Genomic DNA, 17,574 nt, shown 5'->3' on the forward strand with positions numbered 1-17,574 from the left:
TTACCAGGCTTCAAATTAAAGAAACCCGTTACAGCAATGTGACGGGTTTTTTGCTATCTGGGATTTAGCTAATAGCCAAGAGCCCAAACCGAACTTAATAGTGAAACCAAAGCTTCGAGCGATGATAGTGTGCATTTGCTATGTGGCTCTCCACCGCTGTAGGCACTACGACATCACAAGGCTTCAAATTAAAGAAACCCGTTACAGCAATGTGACGGGTTTTTTGCTATCTGGGATTTAATAAATAGCCAAGAACCCATGCTGAACTCAGTAGTGAAACAAAACAGCTCGAAGGCGAGCCCGCCCCGACGCAAAGATAGTATCCCATTAGCACTGTAGCTCTCCACCGCTATGGGTACTACGACATTCTACTGCGTAGGGCACCGACTTCAAATTATAGAGAGCCTGAATCTAACGATTCGGGCTTTTTTACGTCTGCAGAAAAGTAAAGTTGGATGAATAATATCAATCTCCATAAGTATTGAAAAATTTATCATCCTATAACGTCATTCTCCCATCGTTAAATTGACTCCATATCGAAGTAATATTGGTATTAACATTTCGAAAAATTATCTGTGTTTGCTCACGCTTTAAAATATTATGTCCTACACTAGGCTAAGTTATCTTTTATAAGGATATTTTATGACATTGTCTAGCGGTTCAATTTGGGATACGTTTCGCAATATTGGGTTAACTAAAAAGCTTATTTTTTCCTTTTTATTCGTTGGATTAATCCCTTTAATGCTTGTTATTGGCCTTGCTCTTTTTAGTTCATCAACTGCGTTAAACAAGCAAACTTATGCTCAGCTTGAGGCTGTAAGTGAAATAAAAAAAAGCGCTATTGAGCGCTATTTTGATGATATAAAGTCCCAGTTATTGTTTTTGTCCCAAAGCCCAGAGGTTTTGGTTGCAGCAAATAAATTTATTGAAACATTTAAGGAGTCTGAATCTTCATTTATCCTAAATGAATCTGAAAAACAGCACCTTTCTGATTTTTATTTAAATAGCTTTAATCCGAAGTACATTATTGAGAACGAGCAAAAAAAACCACCTACAACGATATTTCCACAACTTTCACAAAAAGCGCTCTTTTGGCAGTATCAATATATAGCCGATAATCCTCATCCTCTTGGTGAAAAAGCAAGCTTAAATCAATCTTCAATGGCTAATAGCTATAATTTAGTGCATCTTAAGTTTCATCCTTTTTTATATAATTTTGCAGAAAAATTCGATTTTTACGATGTATTTATTGTAGATAATATGTCAGGTAATGTGGTTTATTCGGTTTACAAAGAAGCTGATTTTGCTACATCTTTAACTAACGGCCCTTTTTCTAAGAGTAATTTAGCTAAAGTATTTAACCAAGCTAAAGATATTGCTGAAACTGAAGTTGTTTTTTCGGATTACCAGCAATATCTTCCTTCCTATGATGCACCAGCGAGCTTTATTGCTACACCTATTTACACCCAAGGAATTCATACAAGCACCTTAATTTTTCAATTATCTATCGATGCTCTAAATGAAATTATGACTGAACGTGCTGGTTTAGGTGTAAGCGGTGAGACTTATTTAGTTGGGCCTGATTTTTTAATGCGGTCTGACTCTTATCTTGATTCTAAAAATCGTTCTGTTATTAATTCATTTCGTAACCCTGCAGCAGGAGCTGTAAAAACAATTGCAACAAAAGAGGCCTTACAGGGTATAGCTGGGCAGCAGGTGATCACAGATTATAATGGATCGTTGGTATTATCTTCTTATAAACCAATTTCGATTCTAGGGATTCAATGGTCTTTACTTGCTGAAATTGATAAACAAGAAGCTTTTGGTGCCGTATCTCACCTAACAATGTTACTCGTTATTACGCTGATACTTTGTATTGCTGCGATTTTAACTATTGCGATTTTGTTTTCTCGGACTTTAACTCAACCAGTGCAATTACTAGTTAATACTATGCGCCATGTTGAGCAGCAAGGTGACTTTTCAGTACGCTCCCCTGTGCTTTCCAAAGATGAAATAGGCTCAACAGCAAGCGCTTTTAATAGTTTGTTAGAGGCATTACAAAGCTCTATTTCGCAAACGAATACTGTAATGAACAAAATGGCTGCAGGAGAATTTAATCATAGGATAACAGTGGTATGTAAAGGTGAACTTGAATCATTAAAGCAAGCTACTAATAACTGCGCGAGTTCATTAGAACAAGCGATGACAGAATTAAACCATGTTATTGATGATATGAGCCAAGGTAACTTTAGCAGTCAAATAGCAACGCCGATGCAGGGGGAGCTGGCGACCCTTAAATCGAACATAAATGGCTCATTACAATCATTAAATGGCACCATTGGTGAGATAGTTGAAGTAATGGGGCATATAGAAGAAGGTGATTTTAAACAGCAAGTAACCGTAGCCGCAAAAGGAGCACTGGGACAACTGAAAGAAAGTGTGAATAATTCGGTACAAGGTTTGTCAGGGGCAATTAACAGTATAAGCGAGATAATGAGCTCGTTACATGATGGTGATTTTTCTAAGCGTATTGAGCAGCCTATGCAAGGACAATTAGGGTTTCTTAAAAATGATATCAATGCTAGCGTTGATAATTTAGCTCTGATAATAAAAGACATTAGTAATGTAATGGCGGCAGTAAGCCAAGGTGACTTTAAAAAGCATGTTGATTGTAGTGCAAATGGTCAGTTACTTACGTTAAAACAAAATATTAATGATTCTATTATGAGTTTAGATAGTGCTGTGGGTGATATATCAAATGCAATGCTAGCGATCAGCCAAGGATGCTTTGATAAAAATATTGATACCATAATGAACGGTCAATTAGATTCATTAAAATATGATATTAACAGTTCAATAAATAATCTGAGTGTTATTATTTCAGAGCTTGCACGGGTAATGGCTGCTATGCGTAATGGTGACTTTAGTCAGCAATTAGAAACGCCAATGCAAGGGCAATTGGCCCAATTACAACGTGATGTAAACAGCTCTTTAACCATTACTGGTGATGCAATCAGCGAAGTGACGGGAGTACTAAGTGCGTTAGCGCAAGGAAATTTAAATAAGCAAGTTCAATCTGATTATAAAGGCGTTTTTGCTATTTTAAAAGAAGACGTTAATCAGACTATAGAAAAATTAACCAGTGTTATTATGAGCATTCAAAATAGTGCAAATCAAGTTTCGCAAAGTGCATCTGAAATAGCTTCAAGCAACGTTGAAATCAGCCAACGAACGGAAGAGCAAGCTGCAAACTTAGAGCAAGCCAGTGCTAATAGTAAGAACATGCTCGATGAGATTATACAAATTGCGAGCCAGTCCTCTGAAGCAGTTAAATTAGCAGGTAAAGCACAAACTTCGGCGGCTGAAGGTGGTGAGCTGTCAATACAAACCGTAAGCGCGATTGTTGAAGTAAACAACTCAAGTAAAGACATTAATGAGATTGTTTCAGTTATTGATGAAATTGCCTTTCAAACAAATTTATTAGCCCTTAACGCTGCAGTAGAAGCTGCGCGTGCAGGTGAGCATGGTCGCGGTTTCGCTGTGGTCGCAAATGAAGTAAGGCAGCTTGCTGGACGCAGTGCAGAATCCGCTAAACAAATTAAAAGGATAATTGGAAACAGCAATCAAAAAATAAATCAAGGAACAACTTTAGCTAATACATCGGGCGGAAAATTAAAACAAATAGTTAGTGCAGTGGAAGCTGTAAATTATATGATTATGTCAATTAATGACTCTACGAGTACTCAGCAACAGGCTATTAAGGAGGTAGATATTGTTGTACAGCGTTTGACCGCTTTAATTCAAGAAAGCTCTGCTATTACGGAGGAGACAATGGCTGCTGCAAAACAAATGGCTGATCAGGCAAATGATATGCGTAAATTATTACAATATTTTTCGTTTTAAATATTCAGCATGTTAATTTTAACTGAGGGTTTAAAGAAAAAAAATGTCTTCGTATTATAAATTTGCAGGTGTTTTTAGGTATATTTTGGCTCTGAGCACCGCTTCGGTTACTATCGTTACAAATTAAATACTGACTGCTACTTATGAACACGTTAAGCGCTAAACAAAATATTCAAGCAATTGTTAAAGCTATTAAAACGGAAGAAGCACTGCTTCGTCAAAAGCATCCATTACTAGCTCATCAAAATACGTTAGGGCTAATTATTTTACTCTTGTCACTGAGTGCATTAATAGGTGTTGGCGTTTTATATTATCTAACCATCATACCGGCTTGGATGTGCATCATACTTGCTGCAATTGCAGCGTCTATCTCTCATGAGCTTGAACACGACCTCATACATAAACAATACTTTAGTAATCAACCACTCATGCATAATTTTATGATGCTAACAGTATGGTTAATGCGGCCAAATACTATTAGTCCTTGGTACAGACGTAAAATGCATTTACACCATCATAAAACATCAGGCACGCAGCAAGATTTAGAAGAACGCTTAGTTGGCAATGGCATTAAAAACCCGTTTTTACGTGCTTTAGTTATTACTGATGGATTGCTAGGGTTGGTTATTTCTCAAAAACGCTTTAAAAAAGAAATTGATGGCTTTAGTTTTATGAGTGTTTTTAATGCAGGATTCCCAATAGCGACAGCGTACTTTATTATTTTATATAGTGTAATAGTGTTCCATATTGTTAATTTATTTATGCCACTTTCAATAAATTCAGCTAGTTGGTTATTAAGTACTATAAACGTGTTTGAATTTTTAATGGTCGTGCTTATTGTACCTAATATCATTCGTTCTAGTTCACTTAACTTTGTTACTTCAAGTATGCATTACTATGGCGGCGTTAATAATATGCTAGAGCAAACACATGTACTAACGAGCCGTTTATTTATGCCGTTTCATTTATTTTGTTTTAACTTTGGCCACACACATACTATTCATCATTTTGTGCCAAATCAGCCGTTTTATCTACGCCAAATGCTCAGTAAAAAAGCGCTTAAAGTAATGAAACAACACAACGTGCGTTTTAATGATTTTGAAAGTATTAAAAATGCAAACTTATACAATCATTAATTAACCAGAGTTTCATTTAGAAAAATGTACTAAATGCCGCAAACAAGCTCTGTTTTTAAATGTACCTACCTCTATACCTAAAGAATGGAGCCGCTACCGTCAGTTATTTCTAAGTACTTAACAAACTTAGGGACGTTAGTGAATAGAGTATAGATCTTGCTAGTTTGACGCTGCTGTAATGCTATTACAGTAGTGAGCGGTATCGCAGTCTTACTTGGTTATTGTTTTTAAGTGAAAGCACGCCCTAGGGGCTGTTGACCTTTCAGGGTTAAAATTTGTTCAATCTAGGGGCGATTTAATCGCGGCGTGAGGTTTGTAACCTAGTGGGCTAAGTCAAAACCGAGCAACAAAGAGTTAATCGTCCCTAGAAAGAACCCAAAGGGCAGCGCATGTTTGGCATTTATACTGCGTTATCGCCTATTTATGCTGAATAAATAATGTTTTTAATACAGCACAGTTTAGGGGAGAGTATTATGTATTACTTAAAACAATAATAAAAAAGCGTTTATCCTACCAATCCGCAATGATACTTAACCTGAACTCTGGTTAAGAGATTTACTAACGTATTGAATCATGGTGATATTTAAATTTATTTTTTCTAGCCAGAGATTTTCAGTGAAAACAAGGCGAATTTACGCGTCAATAGCGGGCCTATTGCAAATAAATTCAACGCAGTTAGCGCTGAAAATAGCTGCTCAAGATAGATTTATTATCCAGAGTTCAGGTTACTGAATCAATTTGAGGATTAACCCGACGCTAACTGCGTTAAAATTTCTGATATAGAACAAAAACAACGAAATATAGTCTTGTTATCGACAAAGTTTTCTTACCTCAAAATAAACCTCTTAATTAAGTGAATTGGTATTAAAGAGATATTATTGTCAGATTTATTCATAGCAGTATTTACAAATGTGGGTGTTATTTTAGTTTTAATCCTAAAAGTACCAAAGGTTTTTATAAGCTTAATTTGGTCTTTGACTTTATTAGGTTTTTTTATTTTTTACTTTATTTAAAAGTGTTGAGACTGGTATAAGTTGATATTTACATCATGGCGAGATGAAAAGTCAATGCTTTAAACTTTGTGTTCCGATCTTGTGTAATAAGCTGTAATAGGCCTTTGTATTAATAGCTGTTAACTTAAATCTTACTGAAAAATATAAATACAGTAAATTTTATTTTAATAGTTAATATAAGGAAAATCACGATGTGTACAGATTTCTCAATTAAAGCCGTAAATTCTAACTTTCAAAAAAGTATTCCAGTGATAGGCCGCTCAATGGAGTTGGGGCCAGATTTAAAATCAGAACTATTTTTTAGGCCTAAAAAGTATATATATAAGCAAATTACCTTAACATCGAGTCAGTCAGATTTACAGGATGACTCTGCACAATTCGTTCTTCGCGACGATATTGATGTTATTAATGAACACCTTCTTGCTTGGACTGGTGATTATGGCTTTGTTGCTATGAATGGGTTTGAGCTTGCTATAGCTAAAACGTTAGGTGTAGAAGAGACATTTGCGAATATCGTCACTAACGGATTAAACACAGAAGGCTTAACTACCGGATCTATGGTATTAGCGCAAAGTGAGTACCAGTATCCAATATCAGAAGCGTGTAACAATCAAGATATTATTTACTACCCTAGCCTTCCTGCGTGGATATTATCAAGTTGTAGCACTTGCCAAGATGTTATTAATGGATTGGACTATGACAAATTGGTGTTAAACAAAGGTGGATCTGATTTAAAAGAATGCGACTCAGATAAAAAAGATAAAATTTTAGTTGTTAGTCCTTTTTCTAAAGCTCCAAATGCAATGAAGTTTCATTTTCCTGTGCATGATGCTGAAGGGAATAGCATTGTTTTAGAATATGCTCAAGGGAAGCTAACCATAACAGACCTTAATCCAATCGGTGTTCTTACTAATGATCCTTTAATTGCTTGGCAACAAGAAAATGTTCGTTATAACTATGTAAATGTAATGCCATTTAATTTTCAGAATGAACAAGGAGAGCCAACGACACCGAGTGTAAGTGCATATGAAAGTGCAGCCTCTAATTTTCAGTGTAATTCCTATGCGCAAGGAACTGGATTTTCAGGTGTTCCAGGAAGTTCAACACCCGTGGATCGTTTTGTGAGAGCGGCAATGATGACTAATTTTTCATTTCCAGTTACACAATTCACGTCCCAATATGAAATAGATGAAGCGAATGATTTTAAGTCTAATGTAGCCAAAGATGCTGAATTAATGAAAGAAGTGCCCTCAATAAACAACAATATTAAAGTAGGAAAAGAAGATGCGACTACGCTGGCTTTTCATATATTAAATACGGTCGATATTCCATTGGGAACAAGTCGAGATTCACAAGGCGAAAACGTCCATGATTTCACACAGTGGGTTACTGTATCTGATTTAAAAAATAAAATATTTTCAGTTAGAATGTACCAATCACCGCAAGTGTTTAGGATTAATTTGATGGAGTTAGAGCTTGAAGGTTTAAAAAATTACACTCATCAGTTAGACACAAATATTAAATCTATGGATATAACAACCCAAATAAATAAAAACTCTTAATCTTATATTTGAAAAATAAGTGCTAGATAGGTTTCATTTTAAAATTAATAATAGTTTTTTTTGAATTCCTATTTAGCACGAATTCTGCCTGAATGTTTTATACAATATTGAATTATAACTGTATTTAAGGTGTTTTAGCTGGGTGTTTTCAGTGAGGCAATAGAGTGGGCCTAGGGCGTGTTGATCTTTGTGGATTGAAATTTGTTCAATCCAAGGGCGATTTAATTGCGGCGCGAGGTTTGTAATCGAGTGGGCTTGGTAACGGCTCCTGCGTTACTCTAGTGGCTTACTATCCCTGTAAAGAATAAGTAAAATCCGAGCAAAGCTTCGGCGTCCTGCTCACGCCCCTTACCTACATCCGTTAAGGCAACAAAGAGTTAGTCGTCTCTGAAATAACCTAAAGGGTACGCATGTTTGGCATTTATGCTGCAGAAAAGCGGCCAGCGACAGCCGCTCTTAAGTTATTGTCTAAGTCACTTGACTTATAGTTGCTGCCGTTTAGCCCAAAATGAGACATCGCTCCAGCGCTGCTCTTTGTTGTAAAACTGCAGCTTTAAATTTAAGTATTGCTCAAATTGGCGAGCTAGATCTTGCTGATATGTTTGACTGTTTGTATTAAAGCCATTAGTGCTAGTTGAGTTGCCTATGATGGTTGCCACTTGGCAACCTGAGGTCATAGCAAAACCAAGGCCCATTGATGAAATAGGATCAAAAGCACAGGCAGCATCACCAACAGGTAAGTAGTTTTTTATATGCGTAAAATGGTTAAAGTGTGTTCCCGCAGGTCTGATCCATAGGTTATCATCAATAAAGTGTAAACCTTCTATTCTTCTAGACATATACTCACTCTTTTCGAGGTGGTTTTGCCATTGTTGTTTTCGGTTTAATTTCATCTTTGAAATTAACTCGAAGTCACTAAAATAGGTAACAACAAGAATGCGATCGGATAGGGCTGCACTATACCACCAGCCAAACTCGTCACTTTCGATAAGCTGAATTTGCTCAAGTAATGTGGTGTCTGTTTTATAAAAAGCTCCAACTCCAGTTAGTCGGTCGTATTGCGTAACAGATGCACCTAAAGATTTACTCAGCGACGAATTTCGTCCAGAAGCATCCACTAGGTATTTACAAACTATTTCAAACTTGCCCCGTTCAGGATGACTAACTTCAACAAGGTAACGGTCATCTTTTAATTGCGTCACTGTTTTGCTTTTAGTTCTTGGAAATACAATGCCGCCACGGCTTAGTACATTTTCAAGCAGTGTTAAATCAAATATCTCTCGATTAACTTGAAAAGTTGCTCGATCTGGTGCAAAAATAGCGTGCCGATTGGCAGACTTATCACTGCCCCAAAATGCACTATTGCCTTGTGTGGGAGTAAAACAATTAGAAGTAAAGCTAGATTTTGGGACTTGTAAATAATCCAATACCGAAAACATGCTTGCGGAGACGCTTTCACCAATTCGAAGTCGTTGTAGATCAGACCCTTCTATTAATGTTACTGATAAGTCTGTGTGATTGAGCAAGTTTAATGCGGTGCTGGCCCCACCTGGGCCAGCACCAACAACCAGCACATCACATTCGTGTGCATTAATCATCTTAATTACCGTCTTGTACGAGTACCGCTGCGTGGTACGGATCTGCCTGCTGGCTTCGCCGTAATGGGTTTAGACATTTTCTCTTCTAGTCCTTTAAGCAATGCTTTTGCTTTAGAGCAGCCAGATGAGAGATGGCTTTTAACATCTTCTGGAATGTAAAAAACAGGGATATCGGTTCCATCATCTTGTGGATTTCCGGTAATATCAGATACGGGTACGTCTTTATAAGCGAATAATTGGTGGTTACGCTCAGTCTCAGTAAAGAACGGAAAATTAGGTTCTTGAGCGTTTTGATTACGAATAAAGCCAAGTGAAGACCAATTTTCCACCATTTGCACAAAACTATTAATACCCCGTGCATAGTTAACTTGTTGACCTGCTGGTAAATGGGTAGCTGATTGATCATCTAACTGATTTGTTAGTACATCCCATGGGCTTTGTGGTGGCCACCAGTAACTGTAATAACTTGGTGCGAGGGGAACCATATGCGGGTTTTCTTCTGTCCCTTCATTGACTTTATTAATTGTTGGCTCAGTGAAGTTAACATTTTGAACCGTACAATTGAAAAAGTCAGCCTGCCATGGACAGGCCATGCGTTTGGTTAAATCACCAGGCTGGCACCCACCACCTTCACATTCATCACGAGAAGGGGTTAAGCCGCTTGGGAAACCATGGCCCATACTTTGATCTTTAATAACATAAGGTGCCGCGTAAACTACCGGATTTTGTAAACTCCAAGTGACTTCAATACCTGGACACATTGGCAAACCAACACAATTACCAGCACTGCCTTGGTCAGCTTGAAATACACCAAAACTATCTAGTGCTGATGTGGTTGAGGGTGGTTTTTCATTTGAGAAATTCCCACTAGCCCATTGGCTTAATAAGAAATATTGAGTCTGAGTTAAGGTTAGAAACTTATCGACAATATTATCTTCGGCATTACTGACAGAGTTACTGCCTGAATTCATTGGCATTAATGGCAGATGGCCTTCAGCTCCATATTCAAACAGCTGTTGATTGGTTTGTTCAAAAGGTGGTGTTTGTTGTACTGTAGCTAGATCGACCGGCCTTCTGAAATATTTAAAGTATGCTTGCCTATTATCTTTGTTCTCTTGTGAGTTATCTTTAAAGTCAAAAATATTTGACACGAATGCCGACATTGATTGAACGTTAGAAACCCACTGGTAGCGGCTAATACGCTGAACTATTGGTTCAATATCACGATAATAGTTAGCTTGATAAGACGGTTGAAATTCTCCGTTGCTATACATCTCTGAACATAGGTTTTGCTCTCGAATTGCAACGTCAAACATAGTGTCACTCAAATTAGAAATGTTTACAATTTCTGGTGCAAAATCGGGCGATCCTATAATTATCCATGCTGATAGTTTTAATTCTTTACCGTCGTTAAAGGTGATGGTGCAATAGACCGTGCCATCGGCCGTATCATCATGCCAAGTATCAGCACCACCGTATGACTCTAGTGGTTCATTACCGCCTGCACTACCGTAGCCACCAATTACAATTAAACGGCCTTCATTATCAGTTAATATATCACCCAAAGATTTAATTTCAGTCCCTTGGCAGGGTGGTGGAGGAAAGCTGACGGGGTAGTTATTGGGGGCACCTGTTTTATCAAAGGTTGCTTTGGCGTTTGCGCCGAATATTGTTCTTGGTCCTGGATCAATAATTAAGCTGTGGCGATTGGTCTCAGCTGCATTACGCAAAGGCGTGCCGCGACTATCGTAGCTATTATCATCTCCTAACAGTAGATTACCTTGTAATTCATTGAATTCGTACCAAGCCGCTTTTTTATTCGCAATGTGCACAGTCCATGTGATCGCTTTTACATTATCATTTGTTAAAGTGAGCTCGTTATTGTCTTCGTCAATAATTTTAAACGGCTGCCCTTGTCTTCGGATCTGTCCTTTGGAATCCTTAAAGTTGCTTACTGGGCTATCGATTTTATTGCCCCATTCATCAGCTTCAAAGGGTAAACCACCTATTTTATCCGGTGCTAAATAAAATTGGCCTTCGCTATTGCCAAGTCTAGCCACACCAACAGAAGGGTGAAGTGAATAGTTCATATTTATATCCTTTAGATACATTAACTACTGTATATAACAAAGCACCTGTTAAAAATAATTTTAACAAAGCTCACTAATTGGGCTGAAAAAGTATCAGCAGAGTAAATAAATGTAGCAGCAAAGTAGAAATAAACATATTTCACTTTATTACACGACATAGCTTCGCTTTGATTTTTCCAAGTTTAAGCACGGGCCTTTGTAATGCTCTAAACTGCCGTATTATGGGATTGAGGTTAGCGCAGCTTTATTGTAAATGTCGCTTACGAAAGCTATCTTTTTAAGTGGTGAGTTAAGCGAGTTTATGCGCTTTTTTATAAAGCTTATTAAGATTTAAAATAGGTTGCTTGATTAGTCATCTTTGCGAGCCTTATATCGCTATGTTTATTGGGGTGAAGCAGGCTATAGATAAGTCTTATAAAAGTTTAAGCTGCTTGGATAAAAATAAGGTTGTTACATCAGCTATTTTAATAAGTGACTCTTTATCTGTATGGGTCCATGATACTTTTGAGCCAACACTTTCGCAGCAAACAACACCTAATGGCCTTTTGTCGATAAAGAAAATATAATCAAGTAAGGAACACACATTACAGGGTTCAAAGTATACTTTAGTGAAATCTTTTGTTATTTCATTATTTTTTGCATCAGAAGCATCAAGTACTTGGTTGCTTAAAATATAGTTAAAGTACGCAGGAAAGTCCTGAGCCTTTAAAACCATGTCCAGAATTACCTCATCATTTTCATCAAGGCACATTAAACAATTTATTGCCGTATAGTCGTTATTAAATAGCCAAAGACTGACTCTATTAGCATTTGGGATGAGTCTTTTTAATTCTCTACAGGTTTGGTTTAGTTTTAATTGACTAGAAATATTAGGATCACTTATTTTAACTGCTAAATTTTTGAGAGTGGTTTTTTTTGGGTTATATACATTGAGAAGGCTATTGAGCTTTTCTTTATCAAATGGTTTCATTAAATAACCATCCATACCAATGTTTAGATAATGCTCAATATCTTGCTTCATTGTATTGGCGGTCATCGCGATAATAGGAATTACTGTGTTTGTTTGCTTAGATCTGATTAATTTAGTCGCTTCTACTCCATCCATTTCAGGCATTTGAATATCCATGAAAATTAAATCAACAGAATTAGCGAAAAAATAGTCAACACACTCTTTACCATTTTCGGTGATCACTATATTAGCATTGTGAGCTTGTAGCATTTTACTGACTATAATTTGATTTACTTTATTATCCTCTGCGACTAACACCGTACAGCCCTGTAAATCTGTTATTTCTTTTTTCTGTTTTATGATTTCACATGCTTGAGAAACTTCAAAATTTTGTTGATAGCTAAATACAGAGCCTTCTCCTTCTTGGCTTGTAAAATTAATTTTGCCATTCATTAAGCTACTTAATTTTGCACAGATTGCTAAGCCAAGGCCAGTGCCGCCGTACCTTCTTGAGGTTGATGCATCGGCTTGATGAAATTCTTGAAACAAATTACGCTGTGCGGTTTTGCTAATGCCAATTCCTGTATCAATAACTTCAAATAAAATATCTTGTGTATTTATTGAGTTTTTTTTCACACAAACTTTTAAATTTACCAAACCTTGTTTGGTAAATTTAATTGCATTTGAGCATAGATTATTTAAAATTTGAGAGATCCGAATAGGATCACCTTTTAAGGTAACAGCGACATTTTCATCTACAGTTAAAACAAACTTAATACCTTTATCACTTGCTTGTTTTTTCAGAGGTTGAACCGCATCGTTAATAATTTCATGGAGGTTAAAATTAATATTTTCAATATCTAATTTGCCAGCTTCAATTTTTGAAAAGTCTAAAATATCATTAACAATGCTTGATAATAAATTTGCAGAATTTAATATACTTTTTAAAGCGTTGTCTTTCTCTATGTTGGTTAGCTCAGTTAGTCCAAATTCAGCTAAATTCAAAATTCCATGTAGGGGAGTTCTGAGCTCGTGTGACATATTAGCCAAAAATTGGCCTTTTAAAGTATTCGCTATATCGGCTTCTTTTTTTAGTTCTTCTAGCTTTTTATTATATAATTTTTGTTTTTCAAGTGAGGCAGTAAGTTTTTTATTGTTTGCTCTTAGTTCAAGTTGTGCAATTACTTCTTTGCCAAGTATAGTTAAGGCATTAACTTGTCTGGCGTTTAGTTTTTTTGGCTTGTCACTGATAACACACAAGGTCCCAATTGTGCTGCCTTTTGGAGTAACCAGTGGCGTTCCTGCATAAAATCGTATGTTTGGCTCACCCATAACGAGAGGATTATCGTGAAAACGCTCGTCAAGTAGTGCGTCTTGAATTTCGAATACTTGATCTTGAAGTATTGTATGAGAGCAAAATGCAATATCCCTCTCAGTCTCATCTACCTCTATGCCATATTTTGATTTAAACCACTGCCTTTCTGGATCGACTAAACTAATAAGCGATATGGGCGTTTCACAAATATCAGAAGCAAGTTGAGTTAAATCATCAAATACTTTTTCGGCTTCAGTATCTAATATCTCATACTCATACAAGTCTTGTAGTCTTGATTCTTCATTTTGAGGGATTTGTGCTTTTATCATCGTTTCTTCCTGTGTTTATACATCTAATATAGGAGTTATTACATAAGAATAGCAACTTTGTTACTTAAATTAGGCTAAAAGTTATAGGTATTAAATTGCTCACTTTATACTTTTATAATCACTTATTTTTGCTTCTTTTCTCATTAATTTTTTCTTAAATTAATTGTGCGTAATTTAGTTATAGAACGTAGTAAGAAATGTTTATTAATGGGTATCGTATTGTTCGAGGAAGAGTTCAAAAATATATCTACAGATAAGTTTATTAATACGTTGGACAGTCATTATTATTTGCAGCAGTAGGATTTAAACAGGTTCGTGGATATTAGCTTTTTATTACTTACGCGGTTTTTACATGTTTGAAGGGCTGAAATGAAGTTAATTTACGTTGATCAGGCATTGATCAGACCCCTAGGCAACTTTTTGGATTTTATATAAATTCAACGCATGTCCACCAATGAGCCTTATTATTTTTTCCCTGAACTCATCAAAACCATCCAAGCTGATTTTGTCGCCTTGCTGGAGTAGATTAATTCCCTCAAAACACTGAAAGACCCAACGTAATGTTGGGTTAGATATTTCTTTATTGATTTGATTCGCGATCGTGGCTTTTTCTTTTTTCATATTCGCTCTCATTCGTCTTTGCGCAATTGAATAAACTAACAATGAAAGTGTCATCACCATCAACAGAGCATCTATTCTACTTGGCTTTTTGATAAATAATGATGAAACAAAAAACAAGGGGTCTTTTAAAAACCTAAACCCTTTTTCTACTTCAGATTGTGCTTTGTAATGCTTAAGTAAACCTACTGGTGAAAGGGCTTCTTTATCAATATTCGTTGCTAATACGAAGCATGACTTTTGTTCTACAATCTGTTTTATTGCGGTTTCGTTTTCTTCAATTTCTGCCGTGATTTGCCATTCAATATTTTTTACTGGCGCATCTTTTTTAGGTCGCCCTTTACCTTCATAGACTTTATGCTTAATAAATTGCTGAGTCGCTATTTGATGATGCTTCATCTTTTTCGCTAATTTATCTAATGCGCGTTGTGCGTCAGTTTGACAAGCGAAACGTTGAGCTTGTAAATGGAAGAGGTCTTTTTTGATGCCTGTGTGTGCTCGCTCAACTTGTCGAACAATGCTTTTTTGTGCTCGGCTATTAGCTGCTTTTGAATAAATAATCATCCATCTTTGCTCTATCCCCATATGATCAACCTCTTCAATAACATATTGATAATTATCATCAATATTAACCCATTGGTTGGCTGCTATGGCTGTACTTATAGAGGATTTTTCAAGAGAAATTGTTGAAGGTACTAGCGTGAGAAATTGAATTTTGGTTAAAAACTCAGCATTACTTTTATGATAAAGTTTACAGTCTGCCACAAGGTATTTAGGAGCTTGGCTTTTTGTGAACTCATCAACAAGCGCCTTACTTCGCGCTTTAAAAATAGCGGTGTCTGCGCTGTTACCATCCCAGTTTTTACATGCAAGCGGGATCCCACCATCTTGGCTAACAATGATTTCTTGTACGACTTGTTTTAAATCAGGACGGTGAGCCTTGCTATAGCCATGAGTAATTTTAATGACATTTTCATCACTATCTCCATCATCAAAAGCATATTCACCTGTCAGTGAATGACTCGTTGTATCAAGTGATTCAAAGGTTTTATCAACTTGCTCTATTTCACATGCTTGTCCGGAGACTAATGAAAATAAGCTTTCACAGCCAAACTCGAAGCATTGATCGAGAGTTCTACCAAGTTTGTGACGATTAAAATGTGATGCTTGAACCCCTTCACGAAATAAATGTTCAAGAGGCAAGTTAGTAAAAAATTGAGGGCTGAGTGATAAAGGTCGATTGGCAAAACCGAGTCCATTCATGATCATGCCTTTTACAGCTTCACCGGGGGTGATTTCTTGTTTATCGTCTTGAGGTAAGTATTGATCTAAAAGGCTGACAATTTTTAAGTCTTCTATAATACCTGAAACAATACCGTGATGGTCTAACCGTTTGATTTTTAGATTCATATACACCTCAAAGTTGAGATGTTATTTTATCAAATTAAAGAGAATTAAGCGTTTAAATTAAATCGAAATTTTTGAAATTGGTCTGATCAATGTCTGGTTGATGATAACTTGCCGGGAATAACCCGAAAGCGAGATGATAAAAGCTGGATTTATTATGATCCAGCAGGTAAAAAAATAACGATAAAACAAGAAATCACTAGGTTAAATACCTTGGCATTTCCACCTGCTTATAAAGATGTATGGCTTTGCCCTGAGGAAAATGGGCATATTCTAGCAACAGGGTACGACACAAAAGGAAGAAAACAGTACCTATACCATCCCGAGTTTAGGGAGCAATAAGAGCTTAAAAAGTTTGAAGCATGCGCATTATTTGGTAATAAGCTTACGTTATTAAGAGCAAAGCTGGCGGAGTGCCTACAGGGAAATGAACTCGATTACGAACGTACTTTAGCCGCTGTTATTAGATTAATGGATCTAGGGGCTCTGCGCATTGGTTCGAAAAAAAATGCCAACAAGAATAATAGCTTTGGTGCAACAACATTACGTAATCGACATGTAAAGCTAACGGGAAAAAGCATTCGCTTAAAGTATAAAGCGAAGTCAGGAAAGGTCAGAGAGGTAAATATAACCGACAAAATATTAAGTTCTATTATCGAAGATCTACAAGATTTACCTGGACAGATCTTATTTCAGTATGTTGATAGCTCTCAACGCACGGATGTGACATCACGAGAGGTAAATAATTTTATTCAGCGTGTTATGGGGGAGCAATTTAGTGCAAAGCACTTTAGAACTTGGCGAGCCAGTGTATTAGCGTTTGAGACGCTGTACAAAGCAAATGATAAGGTTGCTCTTAAAGAGTTGCTAGATGTTGTTTCGAGTAATTTAGGAAATACCCCAGCAATTGCGCGTAATTCATATATTCATCCAAACCTTATTGAGTTATGTAAAGAAGATAATGAAGCTCAGCAGCAGTTTAGAGAAAGCTTAAAATTACCGCGTAAAACAAAGTACTTGAGCCGCTATGAACGAGGCTTTTTAGCTTTTCTTAAATAAATATTTTAATTTTTAAAAATATTGTAGAGCTGTAATAGTCATTAAGGCTAGTTACAGCTTATAAAGCAGCATGTCTTAAATCACTCTTTCATTGAACGCCATGCAAATGTGGAGGCTGCAATAACAATTGCAATAGCTGCACCTAAATAAAGGGTTTCTATTGTACCGCCAAATTCAACCGCGTGTTCTAAGAATAGTATTACTAATACAACAGAAGTGACTTGTACTAAGGTTATTTTTAAGTCATGGAAATCTTTAATATTAAAAGCTGCTAAAAACTTACTTTCGTGAGAATTAGATGGCGTTATAAACAATCGATATAAGCTAATAGCAATCACCTGCAAGGTAATCCCAATTAGCAGTAAATCAAGAATTTTAAGCAATTCTACAATCAGCGCTTTACCTCCTTTTGCTGAATCAGGCAGATTTAATAGCGTTGCCTTTACTGTGTAAAACACAATATTAATACACGAAACATAAACTAATAAAGAGGATACTGCGGCAGTTATAACGGCTATTACGACTAAAAAACGACTTGTTTGAAATATATTTTCCATTTTACTCAAATTTATAAGGTTATATCGACTACGAGTAG

Annotated in this window: 8 protein-coding genes and 1 pseudogene; 4 read left to right on the forward strand and 5 right to left on the reverse strand. The window is 36.4% G+C overall.

Annotated features, from left to right (window positions below; genetic code table 11):
• Positions 1-642: 642 nt before the first annotated feature.
• The 3 genes from PALI_RS05060 (at position 643) to PALI_RS05070 (ending at position 7,614) form a co-directional block, all read left to right on the forward strand.
• The gene (locus tag PALI_RS05060; protein ID WP_193155104.1) at positions 643-3,903 is read left to right on the forward strand and encodes a methyl-accepting chemotaxis protein; all 3,261 of its coding nucleotides are present in this window, start codon (positions 643-645) and stop codon (positions 3,901-3,903) included.
• Positions 3,904-4,046: 143 nt separating this feature from the next.
• Positions 4,047-5,039, forward strand: a complete 993-nt coding sequence (locus tag PALI_RS05065; RefSeq protein ID WP_182702944.1) for a fatty acid desaturase — start codon at positions 4,047-4,049, stop codon at positions 5,037-5,039.
• A 1,204-nt stretch (positions 5,040-6,243) separates the two neighbouring features.
• The gene (locus tag PALI_RS05070) at positions 6,244-7,614 is read left to right on the forward strand and encodes a linear amide C-N hydrolase (RefSeq protein WP_193155105.1); all 1,371 of its coding nucleotides are present in this window, start codon (positions 6,244-6,246) and stop codon (positions 7,612-7,614) included.
• Between the two features lie 482 nt (positions 7,615-8,096).
• Here the strand turns inward: PALI_RS05070 and lodB are convergent, their stop codons facing one another.
• From lodB to PALI_RS05090, 4 genes are all read right to left on the reverse strand, one after another.
• A complete protein-coding gene (gene lodB / locus PALI_RS05075; protein WP_193155106.1) occupies positions 8,097-9,212 on the reverse strand; it encodes a lysine-epsilon-oxidase maturase LodB in 1,116 nt (371 codons plus the stop codon).
• 5 nt (positions 9,213-9,217) lie between these two features.
• The gene (gene lodA / locus PALI_RS05080) at positions 9,218-11,302 is read right to left on the reverse strand and encodes a CTQ-dependent lysine 6-oxidase LodA (RefSeq protein ID WP_193155107.1); all 2,085 of its coding nucleotides are present in this window, start codon (positions 11,300-11,302) and stop codon (positions 9,218-9,220) included.
• Between the two features lie 412 nt (positions 11,303-11,714).
• Entirely contained in the window at positions 11,715-13,895 is a 2,181-nt protein-coding gene (locus tag PALI_RS05085) for a GAF domain-containing hybrid sensor histidine kinase/response regulator (RefSeq protein ID WP_193155108.1), read from the reverse strand.
• A 408-nt stretch (positions 13,896-14,303) separates the two neighbouring features.
• Positions 14,304-15,923, reverse strand: coding sequence for an IS1634 family transposase (locus tag PALI_RS05090; protein ID WP_193154366.1), 1,620 nt, complete (start codon positions 15,921-15,923; stop codon positions 14,304-14,306).
• Between the two features lie 93 nt (positions 15,924-16,016).
• On the opposite strand from PALI_RS05090, the pseudogene PALI_RS05095 reads away from it, so the two are divergent.
• Positions 16,017-16,979: pseudogene (locus PALI_RS05095) on the forward strand (DNA topoisomerase IB).
• Positions 16,980-17,059: 80 nt separating this feature from the next.
• Here PALI_RS05095 and PALI_RS05100 read toward each other — a convergent pair.
• Entirely contained in the window at positions 17,060-17,536 is a 477-nt protein-coding gene (locus tag PALI_RS05100; protein ID WP_077535876.1) for a YqhA family protein, read from the reverse strand.
• Positions 17,537-17,574: the final 38 nt, after the last annotated feature.

Source organism: Pseudoalteromonas aliena SW19, assembly GCF_014905615.1.
Taxonomy (GTDB): domain Bacteria; phylum Pseudomonadota; class Gammaproteobacteria; order Enterobacterales; family Alteromonadaceae; genus Pseudoalteromonas; species Pseudoalteromonas aliena.

Excerpts from the sequence above, each read along its gene's own strand:
- lodA (WP_193155107.1), bottom strand. The coding sequence starts at position 11,302 with ATGAACTATTCACTTCACCCTTCTGTTGGTGTGGCTAGACTTGGCAAT.
- PALI_RS05100 (WP_077535876.1), bottom strand. The coding sequence starts at position 17,536 with ATGGAAAATATATTTCAAACAAGTCGTTTTTTAGTCGTAATAGCCGTT.
- PALI_RS05060 (WP_193155104.1), top strand. The coding sequence starts at position 643 with ATGACATTGTCTAGCGGTTCAATTTGGGATACGTTTCGCAATATTGGG.
- PALI_RS05085 (WP_193155108.1), bottom strand. The coding sequence starts at position 13,895 with ATGATAAAAGCACAAATCCCTCAAAATGAAGAATCAAGACTACAAGAC.
- PALI_RS05090 (WP_193154366.1), bottom strand. The coding sequence starts at position 15,923 with ATGAATCTAAAAATCAAACGGTTAGACCATCACGGTATTGTTTCAGGT.
- PALI_RS05070 (WP_193155105.1), top strand. The coding sequence starts at position 6,244 with ATGTGTACAGATTTCTCAATTAAAGCCGTAAATTCTAACTTTCAAAAA.
- PALI_RS05065 (WP_182702944.1), top strand. The coding sequence starts at position 4,047 with ATGAACACGTTAAGCGCTAAACAAAATATTCAAGCAATTGTTAAAGCT.
- lodB (WP_193155106.1), bottom strand. The coding sequence starts at position 9,212 with ATGATTAATGCACACGAATGTGATGTGCTGGTTGTTGGTGCTGGCCCA.